Consider the following 14,308-nt stretch of genomic DNA (forward strand, 5'->3'; position numbering starts at 1 on the left):
CGATCCCCCAGTGATGCCGGGAACCGAGCGGCCATCCCACCCCCGAACCTGGCAGGTACCATCAATCCCGCCGATGAGCCCGCACGACCTGCGACGCAAATACCTGGATTTCTTCATCTCCAAGGGCCACAGCGAATTCCCCAGTGGGTCGCTGATCCCTTACGATGTGACGGGCCGGCTCGATGAATCCCTCCTTTTCAACGGGGCGGGCATGGTGCAGTTCAAGCCCTACTTCCGGGGGGTTGCCGAACCCTCCAACAAGCGATTGGCCACGGCCCAGAAGTGCTTCCGGACCGGCGATATCGAAGAGGTCGGCGATGACAGCCACCTCACGTTTTTCGAGATGCTGGGCAACTTCAGTTTCGGCGACTATTTCAAAACCCAGGCGATCGACTATTCCTGGGAGTTCTTGACCAGTCCGGAATGGCTCGGGCTCGACCCGGCCAAACTCAGTTTCACAGTCTTTGAAACGGACGACGAAGCCTTTGACCGGTGGGCCGGGCACGTCGCCTCGGCGGGGCTCGACCCAGCCAGCCGGATTTTCCGGTTGGGTGAAGAAACCAACTATTGGCCCGCGGGAGCCTTTAGCAAGGGCCCTCCCGGGCCCTGCGGTCCCAACAGCGAGATGTTCTACTGGACCAGCGACGACCCTGTGCCCGGCCCCGGCTACACCCGCGAAGATTGGCTGGCCGACGACGCGGCCAAGAATTGGGTCGAAATCTGGAACGACGTCTTCATCCAATACGAATGGCAGGGCGTTTTGCGCGAACCATCTCGGCCGGAAAAGGGGTACGAAAAAACCGGCATGCCCGACCTGCCGTTCCAGAGCATCGACACTGGCATGGGGCTCGAACGCACGGCGATGGTGCTGAGCGGACTTAAATCGGTCTATGACACCGGGGCCTTCAAACCGATTTTGGAGCGGCTCGCCGAACTCAGCGGATTGGGGTACGAATCCACGCCCGAAGTTAAGCGCGCGATGCGCATTGTCGCCGACCACTTGCGCGGGGCGTGTTTCTGCATCGCGGATGGGGTGTTGCCGTCCAACACCGGGCGGGGTTACGTGCTGCGCCGCCTGATCCGCCGGGCCGTGTTGAAGGGTGCGCGGACTCTGGGCTTTGGCGATCTGTTCTTTTACAAGCTGGCCGAGGTTTTGATTGCGGACATGGGCGGCCACTACCGGGAATTGGCCGACCGGCGCGACACAATTTTAGAGACCTTGCGGAATGAGGAGGCCCTGTTCCGGCGGACCTTGGAGCAGGGGACGGACATCCTGACCGTGCATCTTGCCGCTTGGAACAATGGATCTCGATCCGCTTCGACCCCCCTTCCGGGCGACTTCGCCTTCCAACTCTACGATACGTACGGATTCCCGCTCGAGGTCACCCAAGAAATCTGCGCCGAAGCCGGCGTCACTGTCGACACCGAAGGCTACCGGGAAGCCATGGCGGAAGCCCAGGAACGGTCTCGGGCCAGTGCCGGCATGGACACCGTCTATGGCAGCGTTGGTGTGCTCATCTTTGCCGCCGAAACCAAGCCCGAACCCACAGAATTCTTGGGCTACCACGCTGCTGAAGCCGAGACCGAGATCACTGGCGCCCACCCAGTCATGGAACCGGAAGGGGCCAGCGACGAGTTCGTCCTCGCCCTCCGGTCTACTCCGTTTTATGCCGAAAGCGGGGGGCAGGTCGCCGATACCGGGGTGATCGTCGGCGACGGGTTCCGCCTGAGGGTGCTGGATGTGACCAAACAAGACGGCATCTTCGTCCACATCGTCAAGCCGGAACAAAGCCCCAACGCCTTCGGCATGGGCCAAGACGAAGCCCTCATGCACCTGAATAAGCTCTATTTCGGCAAGCCGGTGCAGGCCCTGGTCGATGCCGACCGGCGCAAAGCGGTCACCCGCAACCACACAGCTACCCACTTGATGCACGCCGCCCTGCGGCAAACGCTGGGGACCCATGTCACCCAAGCCGGATCCTTGGTCAACGACGAAATCCTGCGGTTTGACTTCACCCACGGAGCCGCCATGACCCCGGAACAGGTCAGCGAAGTCGAATCCGCGGTTTACCGGCACATCATCGCGAACCTCCCGGTTGTCACTTACCAAGATGTGCCGATCGACGAGGCGCGGGCGATGGGGGCCATGGCGCTCTTTGGCGAAAAATACGCCGACCACGTTCGGGTTGTCCAAATCGGGGGCATGCCCCCCGGCGACCCCAGCTTTAGTCGCGAACTCTGTGGCGGCATCCACGTGGCGGCGACGGGGGAGATCGGGCTATTCAAAATCCTCCACGAATCGTCGGCCGCTTCGGGTGTCCGGCGGATCACTGCCGTCACAGGGGTCGGGGCGTACGATTGGCTCCACGGCCAGCAGGCGCTCATCGCCGAGGCGGCCCACAAGCTCAAAGCGCAACCCCGCGACCTAGCCACTGCTGTTGAAAAAATGCTCGAATCCCTCCGCGAAGAGCGGAAGAAGAGGGAGAAGCTTGTCCAACAAGGGGCAGGTTCCGCCGCTGCCACGGAAAAAGCCATCGGGCCGGTGGTGCTGCGGATCCAAAAACTCGAAGATTGCGACCCCGCCGAGGCCAAACTTGCCGCCGACCGCCTCGTGGATGGTCGGCCGGAGGCGGTGGTGTTGGTTTCCGCTGTCGCAGACGGAAAAATCATGTTCGTCTGCAAAGTGGGTGCTGCCGCCCTCACCGCCGGGGCAAAAGCCGGAGACATCGTGCGGGAAGCCGCCAAGGTCGCCGGTGGTGGGGGCGGCGGGCGACCGGATTTTGCCACCGCCGGTGGCAAAGACCCCGCCAAAGTGGACGAGGCCCTTGCCGCTGCAGAAGCCGTTCTGTCTCAGCTCGCCTGAAACTCGGCATCACCGGGGGATGACGGTCACTGGCCGCGCTTTTGGGCCAGGAAGGCCGCCACGGCATCCCTTGCCTCATCGCTAGCGGTGTAGGGGGAGTCTGGCAACGGGCAACCCGCCTCCAAAAGCAGGCGAACGCATTCCACTTGCCGACCCCCAGGGTTGGCTTCGCTTCCATAGCAGGCATAGGTGAACGGCGTGCCGCGGTAATGCGGGTCGTAATGGGCGAGGTCAGCCCCATGCGCGATCAACGTCCGGACGATTTCGACATGGCCCGCAAAAGCCGCGCACTCCAACGGAGTCGCGGTCCGGCTGCCCGAGGCGTTGGCGTTGTCCGGCTCGTCGACCGGCCAACCCATGGCAAGCAACCGGTCGACCAACTCCGCATCCCCAAAATAGGCGGCGTGCGCCAACAGGGCCTTGGTCGAACGAGACATTCCGGGGTGGAAACGGACGTCGACAGGCTGGCCGCCGCGGATCCGGGCAACCATTTCGGCTTCACCGGTCACCGGGAGCCCAGAAATCGCCCGCATCCACTCAAAGGTCTCCCAGTTGCAGCGGGTGGCCGCATGCTCGGCCACGTTCATGCCCTCCTTGCTGAGGGCATTGAGGTCGGCCCCGGCTTCCACCACGAGTTGCAAAACCGCTTTGGTTCGGCCACGGCGCAGACCGTGGTGGAGGCGGGTTTCGCCAGTTGTGCGGTCATTGGGATCGGCGCCGTTTTCAAGCAGGATTTGGACTTGCCGAATGCGCTCAAAGTCCAGGGCTCTCGCCAACCCGTTGGTGCCGACTTCGGTGGCGCCGTGGGCGAAGAGGAGTTCGAGGAACGCGGGGTCGGACAATTCGGCGGCGTGGTAGACGCATTCGTTGTCGTTGGGGTCGGCCCCGCGCTCCAAAAGAATCCGGAGCCCTTCCAGATCGCGGTGGTATTGGATGGTTCCCCAGGCCGGGCTGAGCGAACTCCCCTTGTAGGCATGGTGCTCGAACCGGACATTGGGATCCGCCCCCGCCTCCAACAAGGCCCGGAGAACGCCTAGGAAGTCAGATGTTTGCACGTTCAGGCAACAAAGGTAATGCAAAGGATAACGGTTGAGTGGCCCACCCGGCGTATCGGCCAATATGGGGGAAGCCTGCAACAACGGGATGACGGCCGGGTCACCGTTTGCCAGCATAAGCCAAAAATCGTGGCTTGGATTGGGGTGGCGCGGCTTGGGATGGGGCGAATCGGCCGACTTCAACCAAGTTTCGGGATCCAATCGCGCCGCGTTGACCGCTTCGACATGCGATTTGAGCTCGGCCCAGCCGCTAAAGCCATAGCCTTTGGCAAGCTGGTGCTGGGCCTGGGCCAAAGTGGCCAAGGATCCGTCTGATCGGAGGAGGGATTTGGCCTCGCGCTTCAAAACGTCGAGGTCCGGTCGGGTCGGGAGTGTTTTTGACATGGTCTTTCCTGTGATTCCGTCGTCCGCCGCCGGAAAAGCCGAAAGGCCATGTGGTTGTATTTGTTTCTCTCCGGTGGGCTGGGCTCCTTTCCGCGGACGGGGGGGCGACCGGAACGCCTTCCCCCGATTCTACTGCATGTCGGCCGCAGTGACCAACCCAGCAGCCCGCTACCGGAGCTTGACTGGCAAGATGCGAATGCGCCGTTCGGGCTCTTGGCCGACCGCTTCGCTGGCTAAGCGCTGAGTCTCCACATATTGGTGTTGATGCTTGCGCAGGCGGGCGTCGCGTGGGGCGAGTTCAACCGGCTTGTTGGATTGCAAAACCGATTTGACGGCTTCGGCTGCTTCTTCCAGCGCCGAATCCAACCCCATATCCTGACCGGTGACCCCCCGCATCGCCTCATCCAGCGCTCCCGAAATCTGGCCGAACGTGTTGGACTTGACCGCGATCACCTGGACGTTCTTGTTGAGCGTCTTCAACTTGCCGGGCTGGTTTTGCTGGACGCTGCGGATGGCGATCACCACGTCGGCCTGGTGGATGTCGTTGGTGATGAGGGCGGGGACTTTGCGCTCGCGGATCGCCCTCTCCAAACGGGTCCGGGCGATGCCATAGGGGTAGATCCGCACAGTTTTGGCGGCGGCGGCAGCCTTGTCGCGTTGGTTTTGGCCCCCTTGTGGCGGCTTGGCGGCGGTTTTCGGCTCCTCTGGATCTTTGGGCTTTTTGCTCAGGCTCGGGAACCGCTCGTTGAAGCCGGGCTCGTCGATCTCGGGCGAAAACTCCTTCTGGAGCACTTCAACCGAACCGGATTCGGTGCGAACGCGCAGCTCGGGCCGGGGCGCAACTCCACGGAGCATCAAGTCCACGGTCTTTTGCACGTTGTGGTGGACGGCCAATCGGTCGAAATCCAGTAGTTCCAGAACCACATCGAAAGTTGGCGGGGCTTTGCGCTCCAAAACCGTCTTCTGAGAACCGCGCCGCCGGGCTTCGTCGTCGCTGAGCGTGACGGCCTGGATCCCGCCAATCAGGTCGCAAAGCGCGGGGTTCAGCATCAAGTTCTCCAGGCTTTGGCCATGGGCGGTGGCAATAAGCTGGACGCCCCGTTCGGCAATTGTCCGGGCGGCCTGTGCTTCCGACTCGTTGCCGATCTCGTCGATCACGATGACTTCCGGCATGTGGTTCTCCACCGCCTCGATCATCACGTTGTGCTGGTCCACCGGATTCGGTACCTGCATCCGGCGCGAACTCCCGATCGCCGGGTGGGGGACGTCGCCGTCGCCGCCGATCTCGTTGGAGGTGTCCACGATGACGACCCGTTTGTTCACTTCGTCGGCAAGAACCCGGGCCACCTCGCGGAGCTTGGTTGTTTTGCCGACTCCGGGCCGCCCGAGGATCAAAATGGATTGACCGCTCCGCACGATGTCGTCGATGATGTCGATCGTGCCCTCCAGGGCCCGGCCGACCCGGCAAGTCAGGCCGATCACCCGGTTGTGCCGGTTCCGGATCGCCGAAATGCGGTGCAGTGTCCGCTCGATCCCGGCGCGGTTGTCCCCCCCGAATTCACCGATGGCTTTGACAGTGAATTCGATGTCGTGCTCAGAAATCACTGTCCCCGGCCACCGTTCGACCGTGCGCAAAAACCGGGCTTCTGCCGGGCGGCCGTAGTCCATAACGACTTCAACCAAGCTGTGCAGGTCGGGGTGGTAATCCAGCTTTTCGCGGATGACAGGGGGGAGGATTTCTAAGAATTGCAGGAGACCGTCGGGGATCTTGGCCATGCGTCAATCATTCTGACGAAGTGCGGAACGGATTCTCACCAACACTCTAGGCATGGTTAACACATTCCAACCCGACGATATTAACAAGCCTGGTAAAAATACAGGGCAAGAAGGACAAAAATTCCTGTAATTTCAATAAATATTGAAAATTCAGAGCCGAACCGGTAGTATCTCGACACGGATATGGCTCAATCCACCCAAACACCCCCATGGGAAGCCGAGGGGGCCGAAAAACGGGAAGCCGTGCGGGGTCTCTTTGCCGACATCGCCCCCACTTACGATTTGGCCAATTCCATCATGTCGGCCCGCGGGCATTACCGGTGGCGGGCAGAAGCCTGCCGCCTCATCGGCCTCACAGACGGCGAATCGGTTCTCGACCTCTGCTGCGGAACCGGAGATTTCTTGGTGGCAGCAAAGGCGGCCGTCGGCCAAAAAGGCTCCGTGGCGGGACTCGATTTTTGTGCGCCGATGCTGGCAATCGCCGCACAAAAGCTCGCAGGTTCTGCCGACCTGATGTTGGCGGATGCCACCGAACTCCCCATCGCCAGTTCGCAATTCGACGCGGTCACGGTCGGATGGGGGTTGAGGAACGTCCCCGACATCGGCAAGACCTTGCGCGAGGCCGCACGAGTTCTCAAGCCAGGGGGACGGTTTGTGAGCGTGGATATGTCTGAGCCAAAAGGATTCTTCGGGCCGGTCAGCCGGTGGGCGTACCACGTCTCGGTGCCGTTGTTGGGGCGGATCCTCCGCAAACCCGAGGCCTACGCTTACCTCCCCAAAAGCACCGAACGGTTCATGGACAGGCAACAACTCACTAAGGAGATCGAGGCTGCGGGATTCACCCGAGTCCACTCCACAAGCCGATTCTTCGGCAACATCGCCATCCATTGGGGGGTGAAGGCATGACCGTCGGCGGATTTCTGAGCTCTCTTGGCGAAGCATTCGAATCGCTCCGGATCGATCCCAAGACGATTGCCGACACGCAAGACTATATTGCCGAAGTCGAAGCGGAACTGCAACGCCAAATGGGTTCGGCCGTCCCGTTGGCGGAAGCCGTTGGAAGAACAACCCTGGAAGGTGGCGGCAAACGGTTGCGTCCGGCACTGGTCTTTCTCAGCGCCCGTGCAGCCAACGGCGGTTTCGACCAAGGCCGGGCGGTGCGGCTAGGGGCGGCGATGGAGATGGTGCATATGGCCACCCTCATCCACGACGACGTCATTGACGATGCCGACACCCGCCGGGGCAGGCCGACTGCATTTTCCGCCCACGGAATCACTCCCAGCATCCTCGGAGGTGACGTCCTGTTGGCCAAAGCGATGAAAATCCTTGCCGAAGACGGCGATTTGGCGATCATCCGGCTTGTGAGCCAGGCCGTGGTGGAATTGGCGGAAGGAGAGATCCTCGAAATCGGGGTCAGGGGCGATATCGAATTGGGGAGGGACGAACACCTCCGCGTGCTCCGCATGAAAACGGCGGGATTCATCGAAGCCTGCTGCCGCATCGGCGGGCTGATCGCCGGCGCCGGGGCCGTGGAGACAACGGCCCTTGGAACCTATGGCCACCATTTGGGGATGGCGTTCCAAATAGCTGACGACATCTTGGATTTCCGGGGGGATGCCGCCAAAACCGGTAAACCGGTCGCCGGGGATTTCCGCGAGGGCCAAGCCACGCTGCCACTGATCTACCTTCTCACCGAACTCTCAACCGAAGAGCGGGCATTCGTCGCCAAAAAATTTGGAAACGGGGCAAGCGAAGAAGACCTGCAACTGATCCTCGGTTGGATGAACGACCGGAACGCATTGGCCAGGGCCGACCAAGACGCCCGGGAACAGGCTTCGAGCGCCCGGGAAAGCCTTTCCGCCCTTGCCGATTCTTCCGAGCGGCGGCTTTTGGCTGGGGTGACCTACGGCGTCGTCCGGCGTCAAAGCTGAACCCATGGCCCGGGCCGTTTTCCTTGACCTCGATGGAACGGTCTACCGGGGGAGCGAACCTTGCCCCGGCGCCCAAGAAGCCATCGACCGGATCGTCCGGATGGGCCTGCCAGTCCGGTACTTGACGAACAATTCGGCGGCGCGGCCAATCCAGGTCACGGAAAAACTCCGGGGTCTTGGCATCCCTTGCGAACCAGGGTGGGTCGTCACATCTGGGCAAGTGGCCGCCCAAACCCTTGTTGAGAGGAATATCCGCTCCGTCGGGGTTGTGGGCAATCCGGGACTCTTTGAAACACTCGCCGAAGCGGGGCTGAGCGCCGTGCCGTTCGGCATTTCGGAAGCGGTGGTCGTCGGCATTTGCCACACCTTCGATTACGCCATGCTGCAGGCGGCGGCGGATGCCATCCGTGAGGGGGCGGCGTTTTTGGCCACCAATGCGGACAAAACGTATCCGTTCGAAGGCAACCGGTTCGCCCCCGGGGCGGGGGCGATCGTCGCCGCGGTCGAGGCGGCCAGTGGCATCCCGCCTGAGATCGTGGGCAAACCGTCGCCCGCCATGGCCGCGTGGGCGGCGCACAGCCTAGGTGTCGAACCCTCTGAAGCGGTTTTTGCTGGCGACCGTCCTGACACGGACATCCAATCGGCATTGAACGCCGGGTGCCTGCCTTGGTTGGTTCTAACCGGGGTCACCTCAAGTCCTGTTCAAGGGTTCATGGGCAGTCCGACTTTGGCCGGGCTTGCCGACTATTTGGAACGGAATTCGTAGGCCAGGTTTTGCTGAGCGAGCGGGGAATCCGCCGCCAGCACCGGTGCCGGTTTGGCGGAAAGCCTAAATCCATCTGGAGTTCTTTGGTAGGTGAACGGCACCTGGCCCAAGACGCTGACCCGTTTGCAATCAAACCGGTCGGGGAGGTCTTCCGATTGCACGAGGATATCCAGGGCTTGTTGCATCAGCGCAAGCTGCTCGTTGGCGATCAGCCATTCCAGCGACCCTGCGCCCCCCTTGGCCGAGGGAAGCCCCCACAATTTTTGCAAGGCCACGGCCCCGGGGTCTGTGCGCTCTCGCAGCTTGCGCACCTTTTCCCCCAATTCGATGTATTGCGTTAGGGCCGGTTTGCCCTCGGCGTCGGCCAGGGCTTCGTTCCAAAACTTGAGGATTTCGGCTGTTTGGGCATCCACCACCACGCCCTGCTCGCGCATGGCCGCACCAAAAGTCTCTTTCTGCTCCTTGGTGAGTTCCCCGTAGCGGGTCCATGTCTCGTACTGCAAAAAGGCTGTTGTCCGCCAAACCGGGATCGGATCAATGGGTTTGGCCTGGTCCAGCACTTCATGCATCGATTTGGTCCAGGACCGGTCGCCCTCCGGCAGACCTTCCGCGATCTCTTTCAGCGTCACAATCCGGATGAGGCTCGCCGTGCGCAGCGAACCGGGGTCGTGGGATGACAACACGTGCCCGGATGCGGCAAAGCCGGTCCGGGCCTCACCGGGGCCGAATGCCGGCAACCGTTCTGCCCACACAGTGGCCGCGTCCCCGATTGCTGACCAAACCGGGTAATCAGAAAATGCCGCCGACCGGTAGTCGATCGACCATTGGGCTGCCGGCTTGGAAGCGGCCCGGGCAAAAAGGTCGGCAAGCGCCCCGCATTCGGAAAGGAGTTGGGCCTTGTCTTCATCCAAAATCCGACCGTTGGAGAGGGATTGCCAACGCTTGTCGTCGATCTTTGGCCGGACTCGTTGCCATTCGTCGAAAACGCCCTTATAGGCCAATGCCGCATTCCGTGACGGTTCGACGGACACCGGCTCTGGTACCTCGTCGGCGGTTAGAGGAATCCCATGCGACCGTGCCTTGGAAAACTCGGCTTCCAGCGAATTGGAAGCTGAATTCAGGCTCCGATAAAGGGCCAATCCGCCTCCGCCGCAAAGGGCCAGGAACAAAATGGCCAACCCGATGGCGATCCACAAAACCCGGCGTTTCAAAAATGAACCTCGCAATATTGTAAAAATAGTAGACGCACGTCGGTTAATCGGGGGTAAGATCGATTCATGGAAATTCGGCTTGACGCCATCGGCATTGTGAGCGCCGATATTGCGGCCTCGTTGCGATTTTACGCCCTCTTGGGGGTGCCGGTACCGGACTTCGACGCGACCGAGGATCACTTGGAAGCAACCCTCCCCAATGGCATCCGGTTGATGTGGGATTCGCTCGACCTGATCAAGCAATTGGACAAGAATTGGCAGTCCCCGGTCGGCCAGCGCACGGGAATGGCTTTCCACTGTGGAAATGCGGCCGGCGTCGATTCGGTTTTCTCTTCGGTGTTGGCGGCTGGGTTCAAAGGCTCGATGGAACCGTTCGATGCTTTTTGGGGACAGCGTTACGCCCAAGTCGTCGATCCCGACGGTAATAAGGTCGATCTTTTCGCCCCGTTGGGTTGAGGGTCGGCCAGGGCTGGTTTCCGGTGGGTACGATGGTTGTGTGAGCGACCGGTTCCACTTGGAATGCGATGTTTGCATCGTTGGTGGCGGGACCGGGGGCACGGCCGCCGCCCTGGCCCTGGCCGGAACAGATGTCCGGGTCTTGTGGATCACGGGGCCCGGCCCGATCGGAGGGCAGTTGACCTCCCAAGCCGTGCCGCCAGACGAGCACCCTTGGATCGAGACCACAGGATGCACGGCTACCTATCGGGAGTTCCGGAACCGGGTCAGAGCCCACTACCGGTTGCATGGCGGCATAACGCCCGCCGCCCAGGCCGATCCGTTCCTGAACCCAGGTGGAGGCTGGGTGAGCCGGCTTTGCTTTTCCCCGGTAGTCGGGGTCGAAGTCCTGCACGCCATGCTCGGGGCTCCGGCCGACATTTCCATGCAGGACAACTGGGTACCCCTCGCGGCCGACGTTGCCGGTGACCGGATCAGATCGGTGCGTTTCAGCCGTCCGGGGGCGGACGATATCACGGTTGAGGCGGCATTCTTCCTTGATGCCACTGAGCTCGGCGACCTCATCCGAGCAACTGGAACCGAATACCGCCTGGGAGCAGAGTCCCAAGCTCAAACCGGGGAGCCGAATGCCTTGCCGGGCGAACCGGAACCTGGAAACGTCCAGTCGTTCACCTGGTGCGCGGCCCTCACTTATGAAGAAGGTGCGGATCACACCATCGAAGAGCCTGCGAACTACCCTTTTTGGCGAGATCACCAGCCTCCCCATTGGCCGGACAAACTTCTGAGCTTCAGCATGCTCAATGTCCAGACTGGGGAGCCCCGGCACTTCCCCCTGTTCGGCAACGGCGGATTCAACTTGTTTTCGTACCGCCAAATCGCAAATCCCGAAATCCACAAAGATGGGGTGCCGGCCGCCACGATCATGAACTGGCCCATGAACGATTACGCCTTGGGGTCGGTGGTCGATGTCGATCCCCGCGAGGCCGAGAGCCACTTTGAATCAGCCAAAGACCTCACCCGGTCGATGCTCTATTGGCTCCAGAAAGAACATGGGTACCGGGGCTTGCGGTTCGCCCCAGAGCACACGGGCACCGACGACGGGCTCGCCGCCGAACCCTACATCCGTGAAAGCCGGCGAATCGAAGCCCTTCACACCGTGTGTGAACAGGATATTGCGGCTTACACCAACCCAGGACTATCCGTGGCGCCCGAAATGCCGATGAGCGTCGGGGTTGGGGCCTACCGGATCGACCTCCACCCCAGCGCCAATGGGCACCCGACCATCGACACCAGCACCTTGCCCTTCCAAATCCCGCTGGGGAGCTTGATCCCGGTGCGGGTACGGAACTTGATCGTAGCTGGCAAGAACTTGGGCGTCACCCACATCACCAACGGGTGTTACCGGCTGCACCCCATCGAGTGGAACATCGGCGAAGCCGCCGCCCACCTTGCCGCATCGTGCCTGCAACAAGGAACGGAGCCGGCGGGGATCCATGGCTCCGAACAGAGATTCAACGAATTCCGGAACCGGCTTTGGCGAGCAGGGGTCCAGACGGACTGGCCACGGCTCAGACCCCTCTAATGGCTATTCACCCGCAAAGGCGTCCCGCGCCGATTTGAGAAGCTTTTCCTTTTGATCCGGGGCATATCCGGCCCATCCGCTGATGACGGCCCCGTCGCGTCCCACATAGAAGATGTAGGGGGTGACGGGGATGTCGAGCTCACCTTCGATCGCCCCCGAGGGGTCCGCCACCGCCGTCCACTTGCGTTTGGGGGCGGGCCCATCCAAATGCACTTCGACCAAGGCAACCCCCAAGCCTTTCAGGGTCGCGGCCAGCGCTGGGGCATCCTTGACGATCAAATTGTCTGGATTGCCGCCCTCGGCGGTGACCAGAATCGCGAGGCCACCCTTGTTCAAACCGGCAAAGTCTGCCCCTTTCCAAGATTTCAAGTTGAGCTTGGCGCCGGTTGTGGGTGGGTAGTGGACTTTGGGGGCATTGCCAAGCACGTATCCGACCGGCGGTTGGTACACCCATGCCGAAATGTCGAAATAAGGCCATGTGTACTCGGTGAATTCAAAGGTCATCAATGGGTTTTGCGGCTGTTGGATTTCGGCGCGCATCAACATGCCGTCGGGGCCGATGGCAAAGCGGGCCGAACTCGGCCCTTCCATCGATTGCTCGGTCATCTTGATCCAATCGCATTCGACCCCTTGGATTGTTGACTTGCCATCTGGCTTGGCCTTCTTCAGGTTCTCAATTTTGCGGAACGACCACAGGAATCCCGGATAGAGGTCGCTGGCAAAAGAGGCTTCCGGCGGGGGAGGCGACATCTTCGCGCCGGTTTCATATTCGTAATACGCTTTGGAGGCATGGTTTGCCAAAAGGACGCGGTGGCCCTGTTGATAAAAATCCACCTTTCCCTCCGGCATGGAAAAGGCGGCCATCTGCTGATCTGGCCAAGCGTAGCTGAGCTTGGCGGTCAGGCGGTATGCCCCGGCAGTGGCTGAAAAGGTGATTCCCCGGCGGTCAGCCGCATTCAAAAACTGGACGAGGCGCTCGACCGGGCCCGATTGGGCAATTGCCGATACCGCCATGACCGCAGCAATCATCACTGGATCCCATCATGGCAGATACTCCGGCGGATTTAACAGGAATATCGGTCGGGTTTAACGGAACAGAGTACTGGAGGACCTGTCTATGGCAGAAATGAAATACGTCATCTTCACGCTTGAAGGAGAGCGGTACGGCATCCCGATCGATCGGGTCGAAAGGATTTTGGACAACCAGTCTCCGACCCACATCCCACGCGCACCCAAAATGGTGATGGGCGTCTTTGAACTGCGGGGTGAGACCCTCGCTGCTGTCGACCTGCGCACGAGGATGGATTTCCCCACCCGCGATGGCCGCGCCAACTACATCGTCGTCTCCGGGGCTTTCGGACGGACGGCCTTGCGTGTGGATGGCGTCCAAGGCATCGAGGCCTTTGAAGACGGGGAGATCGATGAGAGCCCGGCGATGCTGAAAAACGCCGATGATGCCTTTTTTGAGGCGATCGGCCGCAAAGGCGACAATTTGACAGTCCTTTTAGACACCGACCACCTGCTTCCCGTGGCGGTGGCCAAGGCGGTTGGTAAGGCCCACAAGGCGGCTGCCTAATTCAGGTTGATCCACTCGGCCAAGTCTTGAGGGGTCAGCCGGGAATAAAGCGGCTGCTCTTGTTCGGCAAGGTGGTCTTCGATCACGGGGACTAATTCGGCGAGCCTTTCAACGGTATCGGTGACTTCGATCAACCGCTGTTGCCGAATGGGCTCCAGGCCAAGGAATTCGGCGACAACAAACGACAAAGCCACCGGATCTTCAGGCAGTTTCACCGATGCGACTTGCATGTTGGCGTGCTGAAGGGCTTGCTCGATCAGGGTGGACATCAGCTCACGGACCCGGATCGCAAGGGCTTCTTGGCGGTTAGGCTCAGCCGATTCTTCCTCCGTCACCGGTTCGACATGCCCGACAAGGTAAGGGAATTTGTCTTCTTCGATCCGGCGGATCCGGAACCGCCGCCGCCCCTCAACAACGATGTCCATCGTCTTGTCCGAATGGGTTTGGACGGAGAGGATCCGGCAGGCCGTGCCCACCAAATGGGGGTCGTCGAGCCCGCCCGAACCACCCGCCGACTTGTTGAGACAGATCCCGAATCCGGTTTCGTTGCGGAGGCAATTGCGCACCAGTTCCAGGTAACGCGGCTCAAAAATATGGATCGGCATGCGCGCGTGGGGCAACAGCACCGCATTGAGAGGAAACAACGGGAGTTCCTCAAGCTGATCCAGCATAGGAGCGAGTATAGCCACCGGGCCGGGCAAAAAACCT

General features: G+C 61.1%; 12 protein-coding genes. 7 read left to right on the forward strand and 5 right to left on the reverse strand.

Annotation, left to right across the window (positions count from 1 at the left end):
* Positions 1–73 precede the first annotated feature (73 nt).
* The gene (gene alaS / locus JNM28_10095) at positions 74–2,863 is read left to right on the forward strand and encodes an alanine--tRNA ligase (GenBank protein MBL8068790.1); all 2,790 of its coding nucleotides are present in this window, start codon (positions 74–76) and stop codon (positions 2,861–2,863) included.
* A gap of 26 nt (positions 2,864–2,889) precedes the next feature.
* Here alaS and JNM28_10100 read toward each other — a convergent pair whose 3' ends face one another.
* Together JNM28_10100 and JNM28_10105 are read right to left on the reverse strand one after the other, a co-directional pair.
* Positions 2,890–4,302, reverse strand: coding sequence for an ankyrin repeat domain-containing protein (locus tag JNM28_10100; GenBank protein MBL8068791.1), 1,413 nt, complete (start codon positions 4,300–4,302; stop codon positions 2,890–2,892).
* A 168-nt stretch (positions 4,303–4,470) separates the two neighbouring features.
* Entirely contained in the window at positions 4,471–6,078 is a 1,608-nt protein-coding gene (locus JNM28_10105; protein ID MBL8068792.1) for a hypothetical protein, read from the reverse strand.
* 183 nt (positions 6,079–6,261) lie between these two features.
* Between JNM28_10105 and JNM28_10110 the strand changes: the two genes are divergently transcribed.
* Genes JNM28_10110 through JNM28_10120 form a run of 3 tightly spaced genes read left to right on the forward strand, consistent with a single transcriptional unit; the run spans position 6,262 to position 8,775 of the window.
* On the forward strand, positions 6,262–6,984 hold the full coding sequence (locus tag JNM28_10110; GenBank protein ID MBL8068793.1) for a ubiquinone/menaquinone biosynthesis methyltransferase: 723 nt from the start codon (positions 6,262–6,264) through the stop codon (positions 6,982–6,984).
* Positions 6,981–8,009: a polyprenyl synthetase family protein gene (locus JNM28_10115; GenBank protein MBL8068794.1), complete on the forward strand. Its 1,029-nt coding sequence runs from the start codon at positions 6,981–6,983 to the stop codon at positions 8,007–8,009. Before JNM28_10110 ends, JNM28_10115 begins: the two co-directional genes overlap by 4 nt.
* A 4-nt stretch (positions 8,010–8,013) precedes the next feature.
* Positions 8,014–8,775, forward strand: coding sequence for an HAD-IIA family hydrolase (locus JNM28_10120; protein MBL8068795.1), 762 nt, complete (start codon positions 8,014–8,016; stop codon positions 8,773–8,775).
* Here JNM28_10120 and JNM28_10125 read toward each other — a convergent pair.
* The gene (locus tag JNM28_10125; protein ID MBL8068796.1) at positions 8,754–9,986 is read right to left on the reverse strand and encodes a hypothetical protein; all 1,233 of its coding nucleotides are present in this window, start codon (positions 9,984–9,986) and stop codon (positions 8,754–8,756) included. The genes JNM28_10120 and JNM28_10125 overlap by 22 nt on opposite strands.
* 66 nt (positions 9,987–10,052) lie before the next feature.
* Here JNM28_10125 and JNM28_10130 point away from each other — a divergent pair, with 66 nt between their 5' ends.
* Together JNM28_10130 and JNM28_10135 are read left to right on the forward strand one after the other, a co-directional pair.
* Entirely contained in the window at positions 10,053–10,442 is a 390-nt protein-coding gene (locus tag JNM28_10130) for a VOC family protein (GenBank protein MBL8068797.1), read from the forward strand.
* Complete coding sequence (locus JNM28_10135) at positions 10,363–12,024, forward strand: FAD-dependent oxidoreductase (protein MBL8068798.1); 1,662 nt, start codon at positions 10,363–10,365, stop codon at positions 12,022–12,024. The genes JNM28_10130 and JNM28_10135 overlap by 80 nt, the downstream gene beginning before the upstream one ends.
* 3 nt (positions 12,025–12,027) lie before the next feature.
* On the opposite strand, the gene JNM28_10140 is transcribed toward JNM28_10135, so the two are convergent.
* Positions 12,028–13,053, reverse strand: a complete 1,026-nt coding sequence (locus tag JNM28_10140; protein MBL8068799.1) for a hypothetical protein — start codon at positions 13,051–13,053, stop codon at positions 12,028–12,030.
* Positions 13,054–13,141: 88 nt separating this feature from the next.
* On the opposite strand from JNM28_10140, the gene JNM28_10145 reads away from it, so the two are divergent.
* Positions 13,142–13,600 (forward strand): purine-binding chemotaxis protein CheW, encoded by a 459-nt coding sequence (locus JNM28_10145; GenBank protein MBL8068800.1) that lies wholly within the window; start codon positions 13,142–13,144, stop codon positions 13,598–13,600.
* On the opposite strand, the gene JNM28_10150 is transcribed toward JNM28_10145, so the two are convergent.
* Complete coding sequence (locus JNM28_10150; GenBank protein MBL8068801.1) at positions 13,597–14,271, reverse strand: LON peptidase substrate-binding domain-containing protein; 675 nt, start codon at positions 14,269–14,271, stop codon at positions 13,597–13,599. The genes JNM28_10145 and JNM28_10150 overlap by 4 nt on opposite strands.
* Positions 14,272–14,308 lie beyond the last annotated feature (37 nt).

This window comes from Armatimonadota bacterium (assembly GCA_016789105.1).
GTDB lineage: Bacteria > Armatimonadota > Fimbriimonadia > Fimbriimonadales > Fimbriimonadaceae > UphvI-Ar2.

Excerpts from the sequence above, each read along its gene's own strand:
- JNM28_10120 (MBL8068795.1), top strand. The coding sequence starts at position 8,014 with ATGGCCCGGGCCGTTTTCCTTGACCTCGATGGAACGGTCTACCGGGGG.
- JNM28_10115 (MBL8068794.1), top strand. The coding sequence starts at position 6,981 with ATGACCGTCGGCGGATTTCTGAGCTCTCTTGGCGAAGCATTCGAATCG.
- JNM28_10145 (MBL8068800.1), top strand. The coding sequence starts at position 13,142 with ATGGCAGAAATGAAATACGTCATCTTCACGCTTGAAGGAGAGCGGTAC.
- JNM28_10150 (MBL8068801.1), bottom strand. The coding sequence starts at position 14,271 with ATGCTGGATCAGCTTGAGGAACTCCCGTTGTTTCCTCTCAATGCGGTG.
- JNM28_10100 (MBL8068791.1), bottom strand. The coding sequence starts at position 4,302 with ATGTCAAAAACACTCCCGACCCGACCGGACCTCGACGTTTTGAAGCGC.
- JNM28_10140 (MBL8068799.1), bottom strand. The coding sequence starts at position 13,053 with ATGATTGCTGCGGTCATGGCGGTATCGGCAATTGCCCAATCGGGCCCG.
- JNM28_10130 (MBL8068797.1), top strand. The coding sequence starts at position 10,053 with ATGGAAATTCGGCTTGACGCCATCGGCATTGTGAGCGCCGATATTGCG.
- JNM28_10110 (MBL8068793.1), top strand. The coding sequence starts at position 6,262 with ATGGCTCAATCCACCCAAACACCCCCATGGGAAGCCGAGGGGGCCGAA.
- JNM28_10105 (MBL8068792.1), bottom strand. The coding sequence starts at position 6,078 with ATGGCCAAGATCCCCGACGGTCTCCTGCAATTCTTAGAAATCCTCCCC.
- alaS (MBL8068790.1), top strand. The coding sequence starts at position 74 with ATGAGCCCGCACGACCTGCGACGCAAATACCTGGATTTCTTCATCTCC.
- JNM28_10135 (MBL8068798.1), top strand. The coding sequence starts at position 10,363 with ATGCTTTTTGGGGACAGCGTTACGCCCAAGTCGTCGATCCCGACGGTA.